This window comes from Actinocrispum sp. NPDC049592, assembly GCF_040675465.1.
In the GTDB taxonomy this organism is placed as follows: Bacteria; Actinomycetota; Actinomycetes; order Mycobacteriales; family Pseudonocardiaceae; genus Kibdelosporangium.
On record NZ_JBFAPA010000004.1, the window covers coordinates 1 to 17,841 of the forward strand.

The 17,841-nt window shown below is 66.4% G+C and carries 18 protein-coding genes, 1 tRNA gene and 1 pseudogene; 10 read left to right on the top strand and 10 right to left on the bottom strand.

Going from position 1 to position 17,841, the window contains the following annotated elements; genetic code table 11:
- Nucleotides 1–6: 6 nt before the first annotated feature.
- Nucleotides 7–105 (top strand): annotated as a pseudogene (locus AB0J95_RS12255) (IS630 family transposase); the annotation flags it as partial.
- 207 nt (nucleotides 106–312) lie between these two features.
- Here AB0J95_RS12255 and AB0J95_RS12260 read toward each other — a convergent pair.
- The 3 genes from AB0J95_RS12260 to AB0J95_RS12270 all read right to left on the bottom strand — a co-directional run bounded on the left by AB0J95_RS12260 (nucleotide 313) and on the right by AB0J95_RS12270 (nucleotide 2,366).
- The gene (locus tag AB0J95_RS12260; protein ID WP_364757204.1) at nucleotides 313–867 is read right to left on the bottom strand and encodes a hypothetical protein; all 555 of its coding nucleotides are present in this window, start codon (nucleotides 865–867) and stop codon (nucleotides 313–315) included.
- Between the two features lie 179 nt (nucleotides 868–1,046).
- Entirely contained in the window at nucleotides 1,047–1,850 is an 804-nt protein-coding gene (locus AB0J95_RS12265; RefSeq protein ID WP_364756203.1) for a hypothetical protein, read from the bottom strand.
- Nucleotides 1,851–1,982: 132 nt separating this feature from the next.
- Nucleotides 1,983–2,366: a helix-turn-helix transcriptional regulator gene (locus tag AB0J95_RS12270; protein WP_364756206.1), complete on the bottom strand. Its 384-nt coding sequence runs from the start codon at nucleotides 2,364–2,366 to the stop codon at nucleotides 1,983–1,985.
- 354 nt (nucleotides 2,367–2,720) lie between these two features.
- Between AB0J95_RS12270 and AB0J95_RS12275 the strand changes: the two genes are divergently transcribed.
- The 5 genes from AB0J95_RS12275 (at nucleotide 2,721) to AB0J95_RS12295 (ending at nucleotide 7,963) form a co-directional block, all read left to right on the top strand.
- Complete coding sequence (locus tag AB0J95_RS12275; protein WP_364756209.1) at nucleotides 2,721–3,062, top strand: WhiB family transcriptional regulator; 342 nt, start codon at nucleotides 2,721–2,723, stop codon at nucleotides 3,060–3,062.
- Nucleotides 3,059–3,394 (top strand): hypothetical protein, encoded by a 336-nt coding sequence (locus tag AB0J95_RS12280; RefSeq protein WP_364756212.1) that lies wholly within the window; start codon nucleotides 3,059–3,061, stop codon nucleotides 3,392–3,394. The genes AB0J95_RS12275 and AB0J95_RS12280 overlap by 4 nt, the downstream gene beginning before the upstream one ends.
- A complete protein-coding gene (locus AB0J95_RS12285) occupies nucleotides 3,372–3,989 on the top strand; it encodes a hypothetical protein (protein ID WP_364756214.1) in 618 nt (205 codons plus the stop codon). Before AB0J95_RS12280 ends, AB0J95_RS12285 begins: the two co-directional genes overlap by 23 nt.
- Complete coding sequence (locus tag AB0J95_RS12290; protein ID WP_364757187.1) at nucleotides 3,986–6,067, top strand: cell division protein FtsK; 2,082 nt, start codon at nucleotides 3,986–3,988, stop codon at nucleotides 6,065–6,067. The genes AB0J95_RS12285 and AB0J95_RS12290 overlap by 4 nt, the downstream gene beginning before the upstream one ends.
- A 141-nt stretch (nucleotides 6,068–6,208) precedes the next feature.
- The gene (locus tag AB0J95_RS12295; RefSeq protein WP_364756217.1) at nucleotides 6,209–7,963 is read left to right on the top strand and encodes a recombinase family protein; all 1,755 of its coding nucleotides are present in this window, start codon (nucleotides 6,209–6,211) and stop codon (nucleotides 7,961–7,963) included.
- On the opposite strand, the gene AB0J95_RS12300 is transcribed toward AB0J95_RS12295, so the two are convergent.
- The 4 genes from AB0J95_RS12300 to AB0J95_RS12315 form a co-directional block, all read right to left on the bottom strand.
- A tRNA-Leu gene (locus AB0J95_RS12300) sits at nucleotides 7,945–8,028 on the bottom strand. The genes AB0J95_RS12295 and AB0J95_RS12300 overlap by 19 nt on opposite strands.
- Nucleotides 8,029–8,114: 86 nt before the next feature.
- On the bottom strand, nucleotides 8,115–9,524 hold the full coding sequence (locus AB0J95_RS12305; RefSeq protein WP_364756219.1) for an NAD(P)/FAD-dependent oxidoreductase: 1,410 nt from the start codon (nucleotides 9,522–9,524) through the stop codon (nucleotides 8,115–8,117).
- The gene (locus AB0J95_RS12310; RefSeq protein WP_364756220.1) at nucleotides 9,524–9,694 is read right to left on the bottom strand and encodes a hypothetical protein; all 171 of its coding nucleotides are present in this window, start codon (nucleotides 9,692–9,694) and stop codon (nucleotides 9,524–9,526) included. Before AB0J95_RS12310 ends, AB0J95_RS12305 begins: the two co-directional genes overlap by 1 nt.
- The gene (locus AB0J95_RS12315; RefSeq protein ID WP_364756222.1) at nucleotides 9,691–10,134 is read right to left on the bottom strand and encodes a VOC family protein; all 444 of its coding nucleotides are present in this window, start codon (nucleotides 10,132–10,134) and stop codon (nucleotides 9,691–9,693) included. Before AB0J95_RS12315 ends, AB0J95_RS12310 begins: the two co-directional genes overlap by 4 nt.
- Nucleotides 10,135–10,236: 102 nt before the next feature.
- On the opposite strand from AB0J95_RS12315, the gene AB0J95_RS12320 reads away from it, so the two are divergent.
- Nucleotides 10,237–10,446: a hypothetical protein gene (locus AB0J95_RS12320; RefSeq protein WP_364756225.1), complete on the top strand. Its 210-nt coding sequence runs from the start codon at nucleotides 10,237–10,239 to the stop codon at nucleotides 10,444–10,446.
- A gap of 405 nt (nucleotides 10,447–10,851) precedes the next feature.
- Here the strand turns inward: AB0J95_RS12320 and AB0J95_RS12325 are convergent, their stop codons facing one another.
- A complete protein-coding gene (locus tag AB0J95_RS12325; RefSeq protein WP_364756226.1) occupies nucleotides 10,852–11,244 on the bottom strand; it encodes a hypothetical protein in 393 nt (130 codons plus the stop codon).
- A gap of 750 nt (nucleotides 11,245–11,994) precedes the next feature.
- Here AB0J95_RS12325 and AB0J95_RS12330 point away from each other — a divergent pair.
- Nucleotides 11,995–12,291, top strand: coding sequence for a hypothetical protein (locus AB0J95_RS12330; RefSeq protein WP_364756228.1), 297 nt, complete (start codon nucleotides 11,995–11,997; stop codon nucleotides 12,289–12,291).
- An 88-nt stretch (nucleotides 12,292–12,379) separates the two neighbouring features.
- Here the strand turns inward: AB0J95_RS12330 and AB0J95_RS12335 are convergent, their stop codons facing one another.
- Nucleotides 12,380–12,853 carry a nitroreductase family deazaflavin-dependent oxidoreductase gene (locus AB0J95_RS12335; RefSeq protein ID WP_364756231.1) on the bottom strand — a complete coding sequence of 158 codons (474 nt, stop codon included), beginning with the start codon at nucleotides 12,851–12,853 and terminating at the stop codon, nucleotides 12,380–12,382.
- Nucleotides 12,854–13,523: 670 nt separating this feature from the next.
- On the opposite strand from AB0J95_RS12335, the gene AB0J95_RS12340 reads away from it, so the two are divergent.
- Complete coding sequence (locus AB0J95_RS12340) at nucleotides 13,524–13,910, top strand: hypothetical protein (protein WP_364756234.1); 387 nt, start codon at nucleotides 13,524–13,526, stop codon at nucleotides 13,908–13,910.
- A gap of 244 nt (nucleotides 13,911–14,154) precedes the next feature.
- Here the strand turns inward: AB0J95_RS12340 and AB0J95_RS12345 are convergent, their stop codons facing one another.
- Nucleotides 14,155–15,210 carry a glycoside hydrolase family 172 protein gene (locus tag AB0J95_RS12345; protein WP_364756236.1) on the bottom strand — a complete coding sequence of 352 codons (1,056 nt, stop codon included), beginning with the start codon at nucleotides 15,208–15,210 and terminating at the stop codon, nucleotides 14,155–14,157.
- A gap of 257 nt (nucleotides 15,211–15,467) precedes the next feature.
- On the opposite strand from AB0J95_RS12345, the gene AB0J95_RS12350 reads away from it, so the two are divergent.
- Nucleotides 15,468–17,756: an Asp23/Gls24 family envelope stress response protein gene (locus AB0J95_RS12350; protein WP_364756238.1), complete on the top strand. Its 2,289-nt coding sequence runs from the start codon at nucleotides 15,468–15,470 to the stop codon at nucleotides 17,754–17,756.
- The last annotated feature ends 85 nt before the right edge of the window (nucleotides 17,757–17,841 follow it).

Here is a 17,841-nt window from a genome sequence, read left to right on the forward strand (position 1 = left end):
GGGCGGTTGTATCTGATCTGCGACAACTACGGAGCACACCAGAAGGCGGAGGTCAGAGCCTGGTGCGCTGAGCAGAACATGGAGTTGGTGTTCACACCGTCCAACGCCTCGTGGCTGAACGGGATCGAGTGTGAGTTCACCGCGCTGCGCTACTTCACTCTGGACGGCAGCGACTACCCGTCCCACACCGCCCAAGAGACAGCGATCGCTACATCCGCTGGGTCAACAAGCACGCCACCCCGAAACGACACTTCGCGGCCGACTCCAAGATCCGCAGACCCGATTACCTACCCAACGTTGCTTGATGCGGCACTAGTACGTCTCCCATTCGATCGCTGGCAGGTTCACACGGGGTCCGCCGAGTTCGCGGAGTCGGCGGAGACCCTGGAGCAGCGCGAAGAGTCCTTCGTTGCTCCACGCCACATCTTGTACCAGGTCCGCCAGGTGATCGCTGTCCAGGCTGGAGAACTGGCGGAGTGTCGTGGCCTCCCAGTTCGCCTCGATTCGGCCGCCGTAGCGGGTCCAGAATTCGTCGTCATGAATCACGATGAGGCCGGCGAACTCGAAGTTGCCGCTGACCAGGTTCAAGCCGAAGCCCGTGCACTCCATGCGCAGACGGTCTGGGGCAGCCATGAGCCAACTCATGGGCTCGGATAGGCGGCTTGGGTGCATTGGGTCGGCGCTGCGCTGGTCGCTGACCGTGTTGTCGACATCGTTGCGGCCGAACAGTTCCTCTTCCATCTCCCGGCGGAGGGTGGCGCCGATCTGGGTGTCCGCGCGGTAATCGTTGATCGGCTGGTGGAAGCCCTTCGGGATGACGGCAAGGCGGCGCGCGGCGTTGACTACGTGGCCGGAGCGTTCTTGCACCAGGAGAAGGTAGTCCGCGGGGCCTCGGTATGGGGTCGACTGGTCGGGCGATTGCGGTCAGGGCGAGCGTGCCGCCGGCGCAGAGGCGGTCTGAGACGTTGAGGACGGCGGCGACGTCGGGCAGGTAGCGTGCGCGAAGTGGCAGGGCGAGCTGATCAGCGGCCAACGCGTCGACCAGTTCACCCTCCAACAGGTCCATCGTCAACGCGTAGTGCACGAACCGGGTCACGCCGAACGTGCCGGCCAGGGCCGCCAGGGCTGATGTCGACGTCTCGGAGCTGGTAGAGCGGCATGTCCACCATGCGGATGCCGAGGGCGAGTGTCTCGGCGAGGCGCTGAGAAGCAAGTCCGGCAGCGTGTTCGTCCAGGCGAACCGTCCTGTCTTCGGTGCCTGTGAGTGTGAGACGGTCGTGGGCAGGGAGGAGCGGGCAGGCGAGGTCGACCCATTCGGGGCGCGTGAGGATACTGGTCGCGGCCTTGGCGGTGTCGCCGAAGCGCGCGCTGTACAGGCCGTATGGCGCTGGGCGATCGCGGTAGTACTCGCTGAGGGCATCGGCCACGCGGCGTTGATCGACGCGGCCTCGGCGGCTGCCTCGGTTGTGCAGCCCCTGGACGTCGACCTGGCGCAGGCGGGCGGCTACGTCCTGGCCGCTCGCGCCTGGTGGGCGGTCTGCGTGGTGGTCCAGCCAGTCCAGGGCCGCGGTGATGTTCGGGTCGTCGGTTAGACGAGACTCGGGGCCACTGGATGGGCTCCCTGACATGAGGGCGCCGAAGCGCTCTTTGACGGCCGAGGATGCTTGTTCAAGCGACGTGTCCAGGATTTGTTGGATCTCGGATTTAGGGCGCAGGTCTGGCTTTTGGTGCCACGATGCGACTGTTCGGACGGCGATTCCGAGGTGTTGGGCGAACAGCTCGTTGCTCATCCGTAAGGCGGCTTGGAGTGCGCTCGCGCTGCGGCCCGTCCAGCCGTCGACCAGGCTCATTCGTGCTCCGATGTCGTGTCGTGCGTCGGACTTGCACTGGTTCTGCTCTGGTTGTGCACTGGCCATGCATCGTTTCTCCTCCGCTTTCGCAGTGGAATTAGTGGCATGGAAAACAAAGCGAAGCGCACCGGGTCACTTGTTCTTGCGAACATGGTCAGCCACCGTGGCGAGGTCGGATTTCAGGTCGTCCAACCGGTCGGTGATGTCGTCCAGGCGGCGCTCAAGACTGTCCAAACGGGACCACAGCGTCGTCTCGCCACGGGTGACCGGTTCGTCGACGTCCGGTGGTTTCTTGCCGCGCAGCACCGCTTCGAGGTGTTGCGGGTGCAGACCGAGGGCCGTCGACAGGGACTCCAAGGTGCGGGCGCTGCGGCGGCGTTCAACGACGTGGTGCTGGATTTCGCGGACGATCGCTTGGGAGACGTTCGAGCGCTCGGCCAGTTCGCGTTGGCGCCATCCGAGTTCGTTCACCCGCTCGTTGATGACCTTGGCGACTGCCGCCCAATCTTCCGACACCTATTCCTCCGCGCTCCGCCGTCGGCGCTGAGATTAGCGCCTTGGTGTCATTCCGCGGGGTGACACGTCGTTTCTGGGGTTGTCTTTCGTTCTCTGCGCGCTTGTTAGCGCTGAAATCAACATCATGTTGTTGAAATCATCAGACTGTCACGGTTGGGACTTTTTCGATGCGCACTTCTATGTCTTCTTCGTCGTACTCGGTTCGGGCGGCTGCGTGGATTCTTGGGGTTTCGCCGTCCGTGGTGTCGCGTTCGATCAGGGTTGGGTCGCTTCGGACCAGTGGGCGGCGTGGTCGCCGAGTGGTTCCGGCGGCGGCGCTGGTTCGGCTGTTGGGTGAGCCGGTCGGGGGTCATCGTGACTGACCTCTGGCTGGTGGGTGTGGCTTGGCGGCTCGACCGGCTTCGGTGGGTGCCGCGTGGGGCGCTGGCTCGCCTGGTTCGGCGGGACGGCTTGTGCATGTGGGAATGGGAGTCGGGCGAGCCGGTCTGGCAGAGCGAGAGCCTGACGGATCGGAAGCTCGCGGCTCTGCTGTGCTCTGGGTGCCCGGTGCAGGACGAGTGCTTGGAACTGGAGTTGCGGACGGCCGGGGTGGACACGGTCGGCGTGTGGGGCGCGCTGTGTGAGGCCGACCGGCGGGAGCTTTATCCGCTGTGGTTGCAGCGTGGCGAGCGGGCGGACGGAGGTCCGGCGCTATGACCACGATCAGTTTGACGCCGGTACAGGTCATGGCTGGCGTGGGTGTGCTGTTGGTTCTGCTGCTCGTGTGGCGGTCGGGGTCTCGGCGGGCGCGGGCGGCTGCAGATGCGGCGCGGGCGGGTGCTCGGTTGGTGTCGTTGGCTGGCAGGGTGCTGTTCACGGCCGGGCTTATCGTCGGTGCTCAGTGGGTCGCGATTGCTCAGGGCGTTCATGGGTGGGCACTGCTGGCTGTGCTGGGCGCGCCGGCTCTGTTCGCGTCGTATGCGCTGACTCGGGCGTTGACCGTTACTACCGAGGCGCCTCGTCGGGATGGTCGTCATGACCGGCGCTGAGTCGGTGGAGCACGTGGCGGCTCAGGTAGATCGGTTGTGCTGGACGGGGATTCTGCTTGGGCTCGCGTTCACGATGGCCAATGTTCAAGGGTTCGCGGCCGCCGGTTCTCAGGCGTGGTCGTTGCCTTGGTGTGCGGCTTGGTTGCTTGATCCGATGGTTTCGTTGGTGTTGCTGGCGATTCTGCGGGCGGAGCAGGTGACGGCGCGGCACGGGGTGCGGACCGGTGGGTGGGTGCGGGCGGCGAAGTGGTTCACGCTCGCAGCCACCTACGTCATGAACACCTGGGCAGCGTTCGCGGTCGGTTCGCCTGCTTTGGTGGTGTTGCATTCGGTTCCGCCGTTGATCGTGTTCGTTGCCGCGGAGGCTGTGACGGACTTGCGAGACAAGCTCGGTAAGGCGATTGTGGCCGCCGCACCTGTGCCGGAGGCGGTGGCCGAGCCTGTTCGGCGGACGTCGTTCGCGGAATACCTGGCGGTTGCTCGGGCGGCGCGGAAACGGGATGTGGTGGTGACGCCTGCGTGGGTTCGTGAGGTCACGGGGTGTTCGCGGGGGTTGTCGTCGAAGTTGGCTGCTGCGCTCAAGGCGGAGTCATGAGTAGCCGGGATGTCGTGCCGGCTGAGCCGGTCTATGAGGGCGAATTGGTTGACGATGTGCCCGTGATCGCTGGGGCGTCCGGCGGGCGGTTCACGAACTGGTGGATGCGTTCACGGCGGGTGCCGGAGGCGTTCAGGTCGCGGCAGGCGTCTAAGGATGCGGTTACGTGGCTCGTGCGGGCGCCGTTTCGATTCGTGGGTGCCGTGGGGCGTGGGTTGATCGTGGTGGTGCGGGCTTGGCGTCGGTGGGTGCGAGTTGGCGACTACCGGGAGGCCGCGGAGAACGCGGAGAAGCTGGCGGACAAGTTCGTGGAGATTCGGGCGTTGACGTTATTCCGGTGGAAGGTGAGTGGCGTCGTGCTGGGGGCCGCCGTGGTGGCGGTGTTTCTGGCGGATCTCGTGTACGGGTCTGTGGCGTTGTGGATCGTGGGTGCGGTCGGGTCTGTGGCGTTGGCGGTCACGGGTCGGCGTAAGGATGGCTCGCCGGGGCGGAAGGCCGTTCTTGCTGGGCCGCGGACGTTGACCTGGACGATGGACCCTCAGGTGCTCGTGGACGCTTTTCGGGACGCGAAGCTGATTGGCAAGGACGAGTCCCTACGACTGGTTGAGCGCGCGACGCGGGTGGGTGATGGGTGGTCGGTCACGGTCGACCTGCCCGCGACCCGCAAGGCAGATGACGTGATCAAGCATCGGGATGCGTTGGCCTCTGCGCTGGCGGTTGATGAGGTTCAGCTGATCGTGGAGCGGGTGCGGGGCCGGGGCGGGCATGCCGGGCGAGTGTTCTTGTGGGTTGCTGATGAGGATCCGTATGCGGGGCCGCCGTTGCGCACTCCATTGTTGGATGTCGAGGTCTGGGATGCGTGGCGACCGGTGCCTTTCGGGCGGGATGCCCGGAACCGGCGGGTTGATCTTCCGCTGGTGTGGACGTCCTTATTGGTTGGTGCGATTCCGAGGCAGGGCAAGACGTTCGCCACTCGCCTCGCCACTGCGGGCTTGATCCTAGACCCGTACACGCAGCTGTACGTGTTCGATGGGAAGGGCGGTAAGGACTGGGACGCTGCTGAGCAGGTGGCCTACCGGTTCGTGTGCGGGGATGAACTGGAGCATGTCCAGGCGGTTCGAGATCATCTGGTCGAACTGGTGGCAGAGGTCCAAAGTCGGTACGCGCGGATGGCTACTTTGGACGACGAGACGTGTCCGGAGTCGAAGATCACGCCCGCGATCTCACGGGACGCCAGTCTGGGGATGCCGATCACCGCGGTGATCATCGATGAGGTGCAGGTTTTCCTTGAAAACCCTATGCGGCAGGAGGTTGGCGGCAAGAAGACGACCATCGGTGCGTACATCGCGGACCTGTTGGCGTATCTGGTTCGGAAGGGGCCGGCCGCCGGGATCGTGGTTATCCTTGCTACCCAACGGCCAGACTCGAATACCATCCCTTCTCGGCTTCGGGCCGTGCTGGGGTCGCGGTTCGCGTTGCGGGTGATGGACTGGCGGGATTCCAACATCGTGCTGGGCGAACAGATGAACACGCGTGGGTACGACGCGTCCACGTTGCTGCCGAGTCACAAGGGTGTCGGCATTCTTCGGCCGGACGGTGAGACGGACGCTGGAGCGGACGTGTTGGCCGTGACGGTTCGGACGTACTACATGCCTAACCCTGAGTGGCGCGTGATTTGTGCCCGTGGCAGGGCGTTGCGGGAGGCTGCCGGGACGCTCAGTGGGCATGCGGCTGGCGACGATACGACCCGAGCGATCGATCCGGCGGCGGTGGTCAAGGCCTTGGGCGCTGGAGTGGAGCCGGGATTGCCGGAGCCGTTGGCATCGGTGGTGGACTACCTCGGTGACGGCTTGGACGAACGGGAGTTCGTGCCGACGGCCGAGCTTGCCGAGGCGCTGGAGGTCGAGCCAACCGGGTTCGCGCGGGAGATGGCGGAGTCTGGGTGCAAGCCGGTCCGGCAGTACGTGCCGGACGGGAACGGCGGAACACGGCGCGTGCGTGGCTACATGACGGCGGACATCCGGGCGGCGGTTGCTGATTTCGGCTCGCAAGGTGGTGTCGGACGTGAGCTGGAATGAGTGCGGCATCAGGTGGCGAGGAGGAGATCACGATCCATCTTCCGCCGGGACTTCCTGTCCTAACACCGGAGGTGTGTCGCATACTGCTTGCGATACTGGTCGAGCTGACCACGGTGGAAGTGCTGGACGGGGAGGGTCGTCTTGACTGCTGAAATCAGCCAGGACCCATGGTCGACGTTGGACAAGATCCTTGGTGTGGAGGTGTCCAGCGACGAAGTAGACGCCGGTATCGGGCCGATGGCGAGCTACGGCCGTTGCTCCACCGAGGACAACCAGGACCCGGAGACGTCGCATGGTTGGCAGGTGGGCAACGCTCGGAAGTTCGTTGAGCCGCAGGGCGGCGAGATCGTGGCGGACTTCTTCGACGTGGGTCAGTCGAGGTCGGTGCCGTGGGAGCGTCGGCCGGAGGCCGCCCGGTTGCTGGCGGCGTTGAAGGATCCCCGGCGGGGCTGGAACGCCATCGTGGTTGGTGAGGGGACGCGGTGTTGGTTCGGCAACCAGTTCTCCCTGATCGCGCCTCGGTTCGAGGCGTACGGGGTGGACCTGTGGGTGCCGGAGCTGGGCGGGAAGTTCGATTCTCGCAACCCGTCGCACAAGATGTTGATGAGCGTGCTTGGCGGGATGAGTGAGTCGGAGCGTCAGCACGTCCAAGCCCGTGTGCGGGCCGCGATGGATGCGCAGGTGCTGAACGAGGGACGGCACCAGGGCGGCCGGGCGCCGTATGGCTACGTGGTGGTTGACGGTGGACCGCATCCCAATCCGCGGAAAGCGGCTGAGGGCTACCGGTTGCGGGTGTTGGCCGTCGATGAGGCTTCGGCGGCCGTGGTGCGACGGATCTTCGCGGAGTATCTGGAGGGCGTGGGGGACCGGGCGATTGCGAACGGGCTCAACCGGGATGGCATCCCGTGTCCGTCTGCGCGTCGGCCGGACCAGAACCGGCACCGGCAGGCGGACGGTTGGCAGGGAAGTACTGTCCGGGCCATTTTGGACAACCCGCGGTACACCGGTTACGCCATCTTTGGGCGGTGGACCAAACATGAGACATTGATTGATCCGGAAGACGTGGGAGCTGGTCACACGACCCGGTTTCGTCGGGCTGCGCCGGATCGAATCGTGCGGTCGCGGAAGCCTGCGCACCCGGAGATCGTGTCGGTGGAGACGTTCACGGCTGCGCAGTTGCTTCGCCGGTCGAAGTCCGCCGGGGGCTTGGCGACGGCGCGCAAGGCGGAGCGGGGCGGCCGGTCCACTGCGCGGATGTATCTTCTGCGGGGGCTGGTGCGGTGTGGGAAGTGCCAGCGGAAGATGCAGGGTGCCACGATCCGGAGCGGTGCTTACTACCGGTGCACTGCCCGGACGATGGCGCCGGGATCGGCGGCCCTGGCCGATCACCCGAAGACGGTCAATCTGCGTGAGGACGTCGTGGTGGAGCGGGTGAATGGCTGGCTTGGCGGGTTGTTCCATCCGGACAACGTGGATGAGACGGTGGACGCGGTACTGGGCGCGCAGGAGGCGCCAACTACCAGTCCGCGAGACGCAGCGAAACGGCGGTTGGCGGACGCTGAGGCGCGGCTACGGCGGTACCAGGACGCGATCACCGCTGGTGTCGACCCCGCGGCCTTGGTCGAGGTCATGAACCAGGCGCAGGCCGAACGCGCGTCGGCGAAGGTGGAAGTCGACCGGGCGCCGGTCGGCGGGGAGATCTCCAGAGCCGAGGTCTACGCCATGATCGACTCATTGGGTGATGTAGGCGCGGTGATCAAGGACGCGAAGCCCGCTGGGCTTGCGCGGCTGTATCAGAAGGTAGGCTTGGAGCTGGTCTACACAGCAGAAGACCAGGCCGTTTATGCCACAGCCTGGTCTCGTGTAGATAGTGCGTGTGTCCGAGGGGGGACTTGAACCCCCACGCCCGTTAAGGGCACTAGCACCTCAAGCTAGCGCGTCTGCCATTCCGCCACCCGGACTAGGTGTCTGTTTTGTTGATGCGCATAGCGTAGCGGATGGACGATGATCATCCCAAATCGGGGGGTGGGTTGGGGGTTTGTGCTGGTCAGGTGGGGGTGGGGTGGGTGTGGGTGTCGAGGAGGTGCAGCCAGATCTCGTTGGTTGTGGGGTAGGCGGGGACGGCGTGCCGGAGACGGTGGAGGGGGATCTGGGCGGCGATGGCGATGGTGGCGGCGTGCAGCAGTTCGCTGGTGTCTGGGCCGGTGAAGGTCATTCCGAGCAGGACGGATCGGTGTTTGTCGACGATCATTCGCGCCATTCCCTCGTAGTTGTCGGCGTGGAGGGCGGCGCCGGCGACGTTGCCGAGCTGGTGGTCGACGATATCGATGTCGTAACCCGCTGTGATGGCGGTGGCAGCGGTGTGGCCGACGGAGGCGACTTCGGGGTCGGTGAACGTTACTTGTGGGACGACCTCGTGGTCGGCGGTGGCGACGTGGGTGCCCCAGGGTTCGGCGGAGATGGTGGTGCCGTTGGCGCGTGCGGCGATGACGTCACCAGCGGCTCGGGCTTGATATTTCCCCTGGTGGGTGAGCAACGCGCGGTGGTTGACGTCGCCGACGGCATACAACCAGGTGAAACCGGGCACTAACAGGGTGTCATCGGTGGTCAGCCACTCACCAGGAGTGAGGCCGATGGACTCCAGGCCGATGTCCGTGGTTCGCGGCACCCGGCCGGTGGCGACGAGGACCTCGTCCGCGGTCACAATCGACCCTTCGCCGGTTGTAAGGGCCACGCCGGTGGAGGTGCGTGAGACAGAGGCTGTCTCCGTGTCGAGCAACACGGTGACTCCCCGTTGCTGCAACGACTTCGCGACCATCTCACCCGCGAACGGCTCCGTCCCGGTCAGCAATCCAGTGCGCGAGATCAGCGTCACGCGGCACCCGAAACTCGCATACGCGGTGGCCATCTCGGTCGCGACGACACCACCGCCGATGATGGCCAGGCTGGCGGGAACCACCTTCGCGCTGGTGGCCTCGCGGCTCGTCCACGGCTTGGCCGCGCGCAAACCCGGGATATCCGGGATGAACGCGTCCGAACCAGTCGCCACGGCCACCGCGTGACGTGCGGTGATGACCGTCTCCGCGCCGTCCAAGGCGGTCACCGTGACCTCGCGCGGAGCGGTGATCCGGCCGTGTCCGCGCACCACGCTGATGCCCACGTTGACCGCCCACTGCACCTGTCCGGCGTCGGACCAGTTGCTGGTGAACGAGTCCCGGCGGGCAAGCACCGCCTGCACGTGGAGCTCACCCGTCGGCACCCCGGCGACTTGCTGAGCGGCCCGCAGTGCCTGGCCGGACCGCAGCAACGCCTTCGAGGGCATGCACGCCCAGTACGAACACTCGCCGCCGACGAGCTCATGCTCGACCAGGACGGCGGCCAGGCCAGCCCGCACCGCCCGGTCGGCGACGCTCTCGCCCACCGCCCCGGCACCCAGCACGACGAGGTCGTACTCCATCAGCTCTCCCTGGGAACGATCAGATAGCCGCTCTCGGCCAGCGTGCGGGCCATGTGCTGGGCGTACCACTGCGGCCAGTCCTCGTCGTACACGCCGCCGAGCTCGTCGGCCTCGTACTTCCCGTGCGCCGCGGCGGCCTTCTTCAACGCGTCCAGCAGGATCTCGGTCATCGGCCCGGCGCGCGGGTCTTGATCTCCTGCAGCACCCACCCGTTGCCGTCCGGGTCGCTGAACGAGGCGAACGACCCGTACGAGGCGCGGTCGGGGTGCGGACCGCTGACCCGGCCGACCGTGCCCGCGTGGTGGAAGACACCGCCTGCGTCGTGGAAGACCTCGGACACCTCGGCCCCGTGGGAGCTCAGCTCGGCGCGCGCCTTGTCGATGTCGAACACGATCAGGTGCAACCCCTGGGCCGACCCGGGCGGCGCGGTGGTGATCGCGGTGCCGAAGATGATCGAGCACTCCGACCCCGGCGGCGTCACCTGCACGACCCGCAGCCCGTCCGCCGCGGTGAAGTCGGCGTCCAGCCGGAACCCCAGCCCCACGTAGAAGTCCTTGGCCCGGTCCACATCGGACACCGGGATCACCACAACCTCGAGTTTGAAATCCATGCCCGCAAAGACACCACAGCCCTGCAGACGTTCGATTGACGTCCTGTTGGCGCCCGGCCACCGGCGCACCGCATGCATTGGTGCCAGGCACCAGGTGGTCGTGTGCTGCGCTTCGCGGGCAAGATCGAGGTCGCCGAATCGGTTGCCGCCCGGATGTCTACTGGCATGCGAACGTGGCCGGGTCGCGTTCGGGCTGGGGGCGACGAGCCTGCGGTATTCAACGCGCTCGGCGCGGTGGGCAAACTGGGCGAACGGCATGAACCGGAGAGTCACCTGATCCCGCTCGTGCTTCAGGTCGCCGCGATGAGCTGAAGCTGTACGGAAATGACTATTCGACGCCGGATGGCACGTGCGTGTGGGACTAGATCCACGTTGCGGACCTCGCGGCGGCGCATTTGCTTGCGCTGGAGGCGATCCAGCCTGGCAGCATGAGGTGTTCAACCTGGGCAATGGCTACAACAACAAGCAGGTTGTGAACAGCGTGCGGGAGGTTCCGGTCACACTCGCGCCCCGCTGCGGCGGCGACGCGATCATCACCGTGGCCTCGAGTGAGAAGGCCCGCACCCGGCTGGGTCCCAGCGAACCCGATCTGCTCGAGATCTTCGCGGACGCCTGGAACGTCCGTCCACTGACGAGTGGTGCTCCGGGACGGTACGGCTGCACACACCTATGCCCGGCGTGGTGTCAGACTGATCGAGGTCACCGCGGCGTGAGCCGCTAGTCAGCGCCCGAAGCGGGTACGGGCGTTGAGCATCGTTCGGCGTCGTTGTTGATTTCGGGGGCCTGCCGTTGTTCGGGCAGCCGCCGCAGGCTGTCCAGGACTCGTTGCATCAGCTGGACATCGGGTGGGTGGAAGGTCAGCCCGGTGAGCGGCGACTGCTGTTGGGGCAGCGTGCCGTTGGTGGGCAGGTAGACGGTCGGGGCGGTGAGAGAGCGTTGCTGGGAACGTTCCCGGAAGATCCGGCGGCGGATGCTGTGCACCGACCGGCCGCTGACCGGGATCTTGCCGCGCCGCCGTTTGCCGGACGGTCTACGGATTGCGTACAGCCCACCCAGGGCAACCAGGAACAACACGGCAGGCAGGATGATCTGCCAGTGCCCGGGGCCCATCCATGTCTCCCGCCGTCGACCGGTAGCTGCTCATTTGCACACGAAGGGGTGGGACGATCGGTTCATCGGGATCTCACCTGGTGGGCGGACTTTGGGCCAGGCGCGTGTCCACTGTAGATGGGTGCGGATGTGGGTGTTGTTGGCTCCGCGGGGCTGTCGCGGACAGTCTGGCGAACGACTCCGGCGAGACGTTCGGGCTCGCCCCGCCGCAGGGGCGGATCGAACTGCGTCGCGCCTTGGCCGACCACCTGGCCCGCGCTCGCGGTGTGTACGCCGATCCCGGGCAGATGGTGGTCAGCGCGGCCGTCGCGCATGGTCTAACCGTGCTAGCCGCGATGTTGCGGGCCCGGGGGTGGACACCGTCGCTGTCGAGGCTGTTGGTCTGCCGTTGCACCGGTAGTTGTTCGGCCGCGCGGGCTTGCATATCCCGCCATTGGTCCTGGACCGGTCCGATGCTCGGACCGATCGGGGGCGGTGTTGCTGACTCCGGCGCACCAGTTCCCGACCGGCGTGGCCCTACGCCCGGAACGGCGGGCCGCGGCCGTCGACTGGGCACGGTCGACCGGCGGACTGGGTCATCGAGGACGACTACGACGGCGAGTTCCGCTACGACCGCAAACCCATCGGCGCCCTGCAGGGCCTCGGTCACGATCAGGTCGTGTACCTGGGCACCGCGAGCAAGGCGCTCGCGCCGGGGTTGTGGCTCGGCTGGATGGTGGTGTCCGAGTCGCTGCTCGCCGACGTCCACCGGTGCTCGGCGGGATCAGCGTGATCGGCGGCGTGGAGCAGCTCGTGCTGGCCGAACTGCTGGACGCGGGCGGCTACGACCGGCACGTCCGCACCACGCGCAGCACCTACCGGCGGCGCCGGGACGAACTGGTCGCCATGATCGCCGGATCCGACGGCGTTCGTCTGTCCGGTATCGCGGCCGGACTGCACGCCTTGATCGAACTGCCCAGGCCGCCACCGTGTGCAGCGCCGGCGCGCGACGACTGGCCGTGTTCGGTCTGGACAAGTCCGGCATCCGGCCGTGCCCAAGGACCGTGACGCGCTGATCATCGGCTTCGGCACCCCGTCGCCGAGCGGCTGGCCCCGGCGCCCTCAATGCGTTGTCCCGCCTGCTTTCGGCGGGGTTCTAGCCGACGGGTTCGAGGAGGAACAAGCGGATCTCGCGATGGCTGGCCCGCTCGGCGTACGTATCGTAGGCGGGCCAGTAGGACGCGACCGCGCGCCACATCTCGTCCCGCTCGGAACCGGTCAGCAGCCGGCCCTCGACGCGCAGGCTGCGGCCGCCGATGGCCACCACCGCCTTCGGTTCGGCCAGCAGGTTCGCCGACCACGCCGGGTGCTTCTCGCCCCCCCAGTTGGAGCCGATCACGACGTAACCCTTGTCCTGCTTGACATACAGCAACGGCACCTGGCGTTGCAGGCCACTGGACCGGCCGGTGGTGGTCAGCAGCAGGGTCCGCAGGCCGACCGCGGCGCCCACGCCGAACTTGCCGCGGCTGACCCGCAGCAGCAGCCGGTCCATCGGAGCCAGGGACCGGCCCACCGCCGCGTACGCCTTGGTCGAGCCGATTTTGAAGAAGAAACGCCGGAGTTCAGCCACCACACGGACAGTAGTGCATGCGTCCGCAGGCGCTCGAGCCAGTCGCCACGTGATGTTGTGGGCCACTTCGGACATTCAGCGTCTACTTCGGACTGTCCGGCGAGCGCGGTGGTCCGGGCGACCGTCTGAAAGCGTCGAACAGTGAGAGCGTGATCTGGGTGCGCACGACCAACTTGAGCTTGCTGGTGATCAGGCGCAGCCGCGACATGAGTCACCACCCGATCGAGACCGGCCTCGGCGGAGGCCCGGCTCATCAGGTGTGATCCAGGGGCTTTGCTGTGCACCTGACGAGCCGGGAACCATTGGAAGGGAAGAAGATCTCCCTCTGGAACGATATCCCTTGTGGGGGTGGGAACTGTGGTCCAATTCCGTGCCCTTTTAGTGGGCCACAACGTTGTCTGATGTGGACTTCAGCGCCGTCCTCGCCATCGTGGGGGGAGTGCGCTGGGGTGAGAATGACGAGTTCTGGTCACCCGGAACTGTCACGAGGCGCGCATGTGTTCGGGTCACCGGATGGTTCTGGAACCGTGGCCATGGCATCTCTGGTGCGGCCTGGCCGGTTCGTCTGCTGGCGTGCCTATGAGCTGACTGCGGACCTCGGCTGGAAGACGTCACGTTTCCGGGCGCCGTCCGGTCTTTGCTGCCGAGTTCGACGGAAGGGGTGCCGCAGATGTATGAGGCCAAGGTTACTCCGGTTGGTGACCGGGTGCGGTGGGTGGAACTGCCGGGCACCGAGCCGCCTGGGGACTGTGCGGCGGCCGGTTCCCGGGCATCCGGCAACGCCTGGTCCGCTTGCGGATTCCCCGAACCCTACCTGCGGCCGGGCAATTCCGGTCCGCTGCTGGACGCGCAGCACCTTGTCCACAGTGGAGCCAAGCTGATGATGGTGCCCGGGACCGGCCACACGGTGATGTTCGATGACCCCGAGGCTTTCGCCCAGGCGGTCTTCGAGCCGTGTGAGCAGTCGGCTAGCCGCGTATCTCCGCCCTGGTGGGATGGATTCGTTCATGTCGTTATGGTCGAATGCTGGCTGTTCTTATGTGAGTTTTCATCCTGATCGAACGGAACAGTGGGCCACGTGGATCTGTTGGCGCTAGAGAGAAAGACCATCCTCGTTCGAGTTCTGGTCCAATTGTTTGGTCGCCAATTAACTGCTTGGGAAATGCTGATGGCTTGCGGGGAAATATGCCGTGCAAATGCGGCAGTGGCATTCCGTGCGATCGAGCCGCACGCCAATCAGGTCGTCGAATTCTTTTATGATCCACCACGACGACCTGTCCCTTGTCTGAAGTGGACACTGGTCAGGGACTTACCGCCAGGTCGTCCAGCCCGGGCAGCGGTGGCCTCGTGGCGGTGGGTGTGTCGAGGTAGAAGAAGGCGGTCGAGGCGATGTCGTCGTGGAGGGGCTGGTAGCGGCCGCCGGACTGCCAGCCGAGGGCCTGGATGTCGGCGCGCAGGTCGGTGCGGAACCGGATCGGGTCCTGGACGTGCCAGCGGTACATGCCGAAGCGTTGCTGGCTCTGGTAAAGACCGTCCGGGCGCAGGATCTGGTGCAGGCCGAGGTAGGGCGTGGAGTAAGAGGTGTAGCCGGTGCCGGGCACGTCGAAGTTCCACGCGCCGCCGAAGTAGTCCTCGGTGCCGGTGCCGCAGATCGTGGGGTGCTCGTCGTCGCCGTCGAGGTAGAACTTGACCTCGCCTTCGCCCCACCACCCGGGCCGGTTGACGCCCCAGGCGAGGTAGGCGCCGACGTACTGTCCCGCGCCGGACACCCGGTCGATGATCGGGTGAGTCTGGCGGGCGGGTAGCGGGTTGCTGCGGTGGAACTGGGTATGCAGGTATCCGGTGCCGTTGACGTCGGCGTCGATCTCGTAGCTGATCTGGTAGTAGACGGTGGCTGTCGTGGGCGCGAGGTTCTCCAGCGTGAGCCGCGCTTCGGTGGGGAAGGGCATCGGCCAGTAGGAGTTGAAGCCGCCGTGCGGGTTCACCGCGATCGGCTGTGAGGACAGCTGGGCGAACTCGCACCAGCCCTGGCCGAAGAAGTCGCCGAGCGGTGTCTCGATCGCCGGGTGCTCGCTGCCGTCCCAGTGGGCGCGCAGGATCAGGCTGCGCCAGTTCTGGCGGTGGGTGGTGACCCACATGTGGGTGATCACCGCGGGCCCTTGGATGGCGGCGAGTTCGGCGGTGGTGGCCGCCGGGATGTCTATGCTCGGTGATACCTTCCATCCCACACCGAGTTCCCGCGCGGCGGCCGCGCCGGTGCCCTCGGTGGCGCGTGCGCCGCCGCCTTTGGCTCCGTCGAAGTTCTCCGGGCTGATCGACCGCGACTGTCCGCGGCCGAGGAACGCGACCCTGTCCATGCGACTCCCTTTCTCCACGCCTCGGTACAAGTAGACCCGGACATTCCGGCGGGCGCTCGCGCAATGGTCTCGACCACCCGCCGGTCTTCGGAGCGCTCTCCGGGCGGCCGTCTCGTCTCGGGCTGAACATTGTTGGGACACAGGGAAATCTCGATAGTGGGGGAGGTGATCGCGGTCACGTCCGGGCGTCCTATGATGGCGCCGTCTGGTCCCTGCCTTCCCCGAACTCCTCGCTCTCGAAAGGGGAATCCCCACCCATGCCCGAGATCATCAGCGCCCTCTTCGGCCGCTCCAAGAACACCACCACCCCCACCCCCACGGACGACACCCTCACCGTCGCCACCGACGAAACCCTTGCCACCACCCCAATCGAGCCCGCCCTCACGACCGCCTCCGCCTCGGTTGAGGCCCCGGACGCTCTCGAGGCGGACGACCTCACCCCGGCTGCCATCGACACCGCTGACGATCAAGCTGTCGGCGCCGAACCCGTTGCGGAGGCCGCGATCGAGGCCCCTGCTGTTGGGTCCGGCGAGTACGAGGCCGTCGACGAAGATGCGGCATCCGAGGAAGACGCGGCCGGCGAGGACGGCACTGAAGACGTGGCGGCGGATGCAGAGGCCGCTGAGGAAGACGCCGCCGACGAGGACGCGGCAAGCGACGAAGCGTCTGTTGAGGATGCCGCCGTTGAGGATGCGGTCGAGGAGGATGCCTCAGACGAAGCCTTGGCTGAGGACGGTGCTGTCGAGGACGGCGCTGTAGCTGAAGACTCTGGAGATGAAGAGGCCGCTGAAGAAGGCGCGGCCGACGAGGATGCGGCCGACGGCAGTGCTGCCGATGACGGCGCGGACGAAGACGCCGCCAGTGAAGAAGCGATCGTTGAGGACGCTCCTGCCGAAGACGAGGCCGACGAGGACGCGGCCGATGACGGCGCCGCTCTCGAAGGGGCCGCCGATGTAGAAGCAGCAGGGGATGAAGCGGTTGTTGAAGACGCCGCTGACGAAGACGTCGCTGACGAAGATGCCGTTGGCGAGGATGCGGCGAGCAACGATGCCTCCGACGAAGGTGCGGCGGATGAGGACGCCGCTGAAGGAGATGCGGTAGGCGAAGACGCGGTTGTTGAGGATGCCGCTGACGTAGACGCGGCGGAGGGCGACGCGGCGAGCGAGGATGCGGCTGACGAAGCTGCAGCGGACGAGGTTGCCGCCGACGAGGACGCGGCTGGCGAAGCTGCGGCAGACGAGGTTGCCGCCGATGAAGATGCCGCCGACGAGGATGCGGTAGATGGGGATGCCGCTGGGGAAGAGGCGGCAGGCGAAGAGGCGGTTGCTGAGGTTGCCGCTGAAGACGATGGCGCTGAAGGAGATGCGGCAGGCGAGGAAGCGGTTGTTGAGGATGCCGCCGATGCGGATGCCGCTGGCGACGACACGGTTGTTGCGGACGGCGCCGACGAGGACGCAGCTGCCGAGGATGCGGTAGATGAGGGTGCCGCTGGGGAAGGTGCGGCGGAGGAAGAGGCCGTTGCCGAGGTTGCTGCTGAAGATGGTGCCGCTGGCGAGGATGCGGCAGATGAGGGCGCCGTCGAGGAAGTTGCGGCTGGGCAGGACGCGGCGAGTGAGGAAGCCGTCGATGGCGATGCCGCTGATGATGGTGTGGCTGTCGGCGACGAGGTGGCCGAGGAGGTGGCGCCGGAGGCTGTCGCAGAGGTCGTCGATGTCGATGGTGGGGGTGCGGCGGAGGTTGAGCCTGTGGCGGTTGAAGAGGAGCCGGTGGCTGGCGAAGCTGAGGTGGCGGTAGAGGCTGAGCCGGTTGCGGTGGAAGACGAGCCGGTGGCTGCGGAAGTCGCGCCGGTTGCGGTTGAAGAGGTGGCGGCCGACGCTGCGGAGGTGGAGCCGGTTGTGGAGGTGGAGCCGGTGGCCGCTGAGGTTGAACCTGTCGCGGTCGAGGAGGAGCCGGTGGCCGACGAAGCTGAGGTGGCGGTAGAAGCTGAGCCGGTGGCGGCGGAAGTCGCGCCGGTTGCGGCTGATGAGGTGGCGGCCGACGATGCCGAGGTGGCTGCGGAGGTGGAGCCGGTGGTGGCTGAGGTTGAACCTGCTGCGGTTGAAGAGGAGCCAGTGGCTGGCGAAGCTGAGGTGGCGGCAGAGGCTGAGCCGGTTGTTGAGGCTGAGCCGGAGGTCGAGCCGGAGGTGCAGCCGGTCGCAGAGGTCGAGCCGGTTGTTGAGGCTGAGCCGGTTGCGGTTGAGGGACGGGCTGCGGCTGGCTCTCGTGGGAACATCACGGTGGGCGATGGGGTCGTGGTCAAGGTGGTGACCCTTGTGGCCGGCAAGGTTGAGGGTGTGCACAGTCTGGATGAGGGTGGGGTTTCCGTTGTGGTTGATGGTGGGGTCGCGACTGTGGGGGTGTCGTTGGTTGTTGAGTTTGGGCACGCGATCAAGGCTGTGGCTGAGCGGATCCGGGTGGATGTGATCGAGGCCGTTGAGGGGTTCGTCGGGCTGGATGTCGCGGCGGTGGACGTCCACGTCAGTGACATCCACGTGGCGATCGGCTGACCGAAAGGCTCGGTCCTGGGTGCGAGGAGTGCCCAGGACCGAGCCATGCCCAAGACCGAGTCTCGTCCAGCGCGAGTCCGGTGTG

Excerpts from the sequence above, each read along its gene's own strand:
- AB0J95_RS12265 (WP_364756203.1), bottom strand. The coding sequence starts at position 1,850 with ATGAGCCTGGTCGACGGCTGGACGGGCCGCAGCGCGAGCGCACTCCAA.
- AB0J95_RS12280 (WP_364756212.1), top strand. The coding sequence starts at position 3,059 with ATGACCACGATCAGTTTGACGCCGGTACAGGTCATGGCTGGCGTGGGT.
- AB0J95_RS12325 (WP_364756226.1), bottom strand. The coding sequence starts at position 11,244 with ATGGGCCCCGGGCACTGGCAGATCATCCTGCCTGCCGTGTTGTTCCTG.
- AB0J95_RS12350 (WP_364756238.1), top strand. The coding sequence starts at position 15,468 with ATGCCCGAGATCATCAGCGCCCTCTTCGGCCGCTCCAAGAACACCACC.
- AB0J95_RS12305 (WP_364756219.1), bottom strand. The coding sequence starts at position 9,524 with ATGGAGTACGACCTCGTCGTGCTGGGTGCCGGGGCGGTGGGCGAGAGC.
- AB0J95_RS12315 (WP_364756222.1), bottom strand. The coding sequence starts at position 10,134 with ATGGATTTCAAACTCGAGGTTGTGGTGATCCCGGTGTCCGATGTGGAC.
- AB0J95_RS12285 (WP_364756214.1), top strand. The coding sequence starts at position 3,372 with ATGGTCGTCATGACCGGCGCTGAGTCGGTGGAGCACGTGGCGGCTCAG.
- AB0J95_RS12290 (WP_364757187.1), top strand. The coding sequence starts at position 3,986 with ATGAGTAGCCGGGATGTCGTGCCGGCTGAGCCGGTCTATGAGGGCGAA.
- AB0J95_RS12340 (WP_364756234.1), top strand. The coding sequence starts at position 13,524 with ATGTATGAGGCCAAGGTTACTCCGGTTGGTGACCGGGTGCGGTGGGTG.
- AB0J95_RS12345 (WP_364756236.1), bottom strand. The coding sequence starts at position 15,210 with ATGGACAGGGTCGCGTTCCTCGGCCGCGGACAGTCGCGGTCGATCAGC.
- AB0J95_RS12310 (WP_364756220.1), bottom strand. The coding sequence starts at position 9,694 with ATGACCGAGATCCTGCTGGACGCGTTGAAGAAGGCCGCCGCGGCGCAC.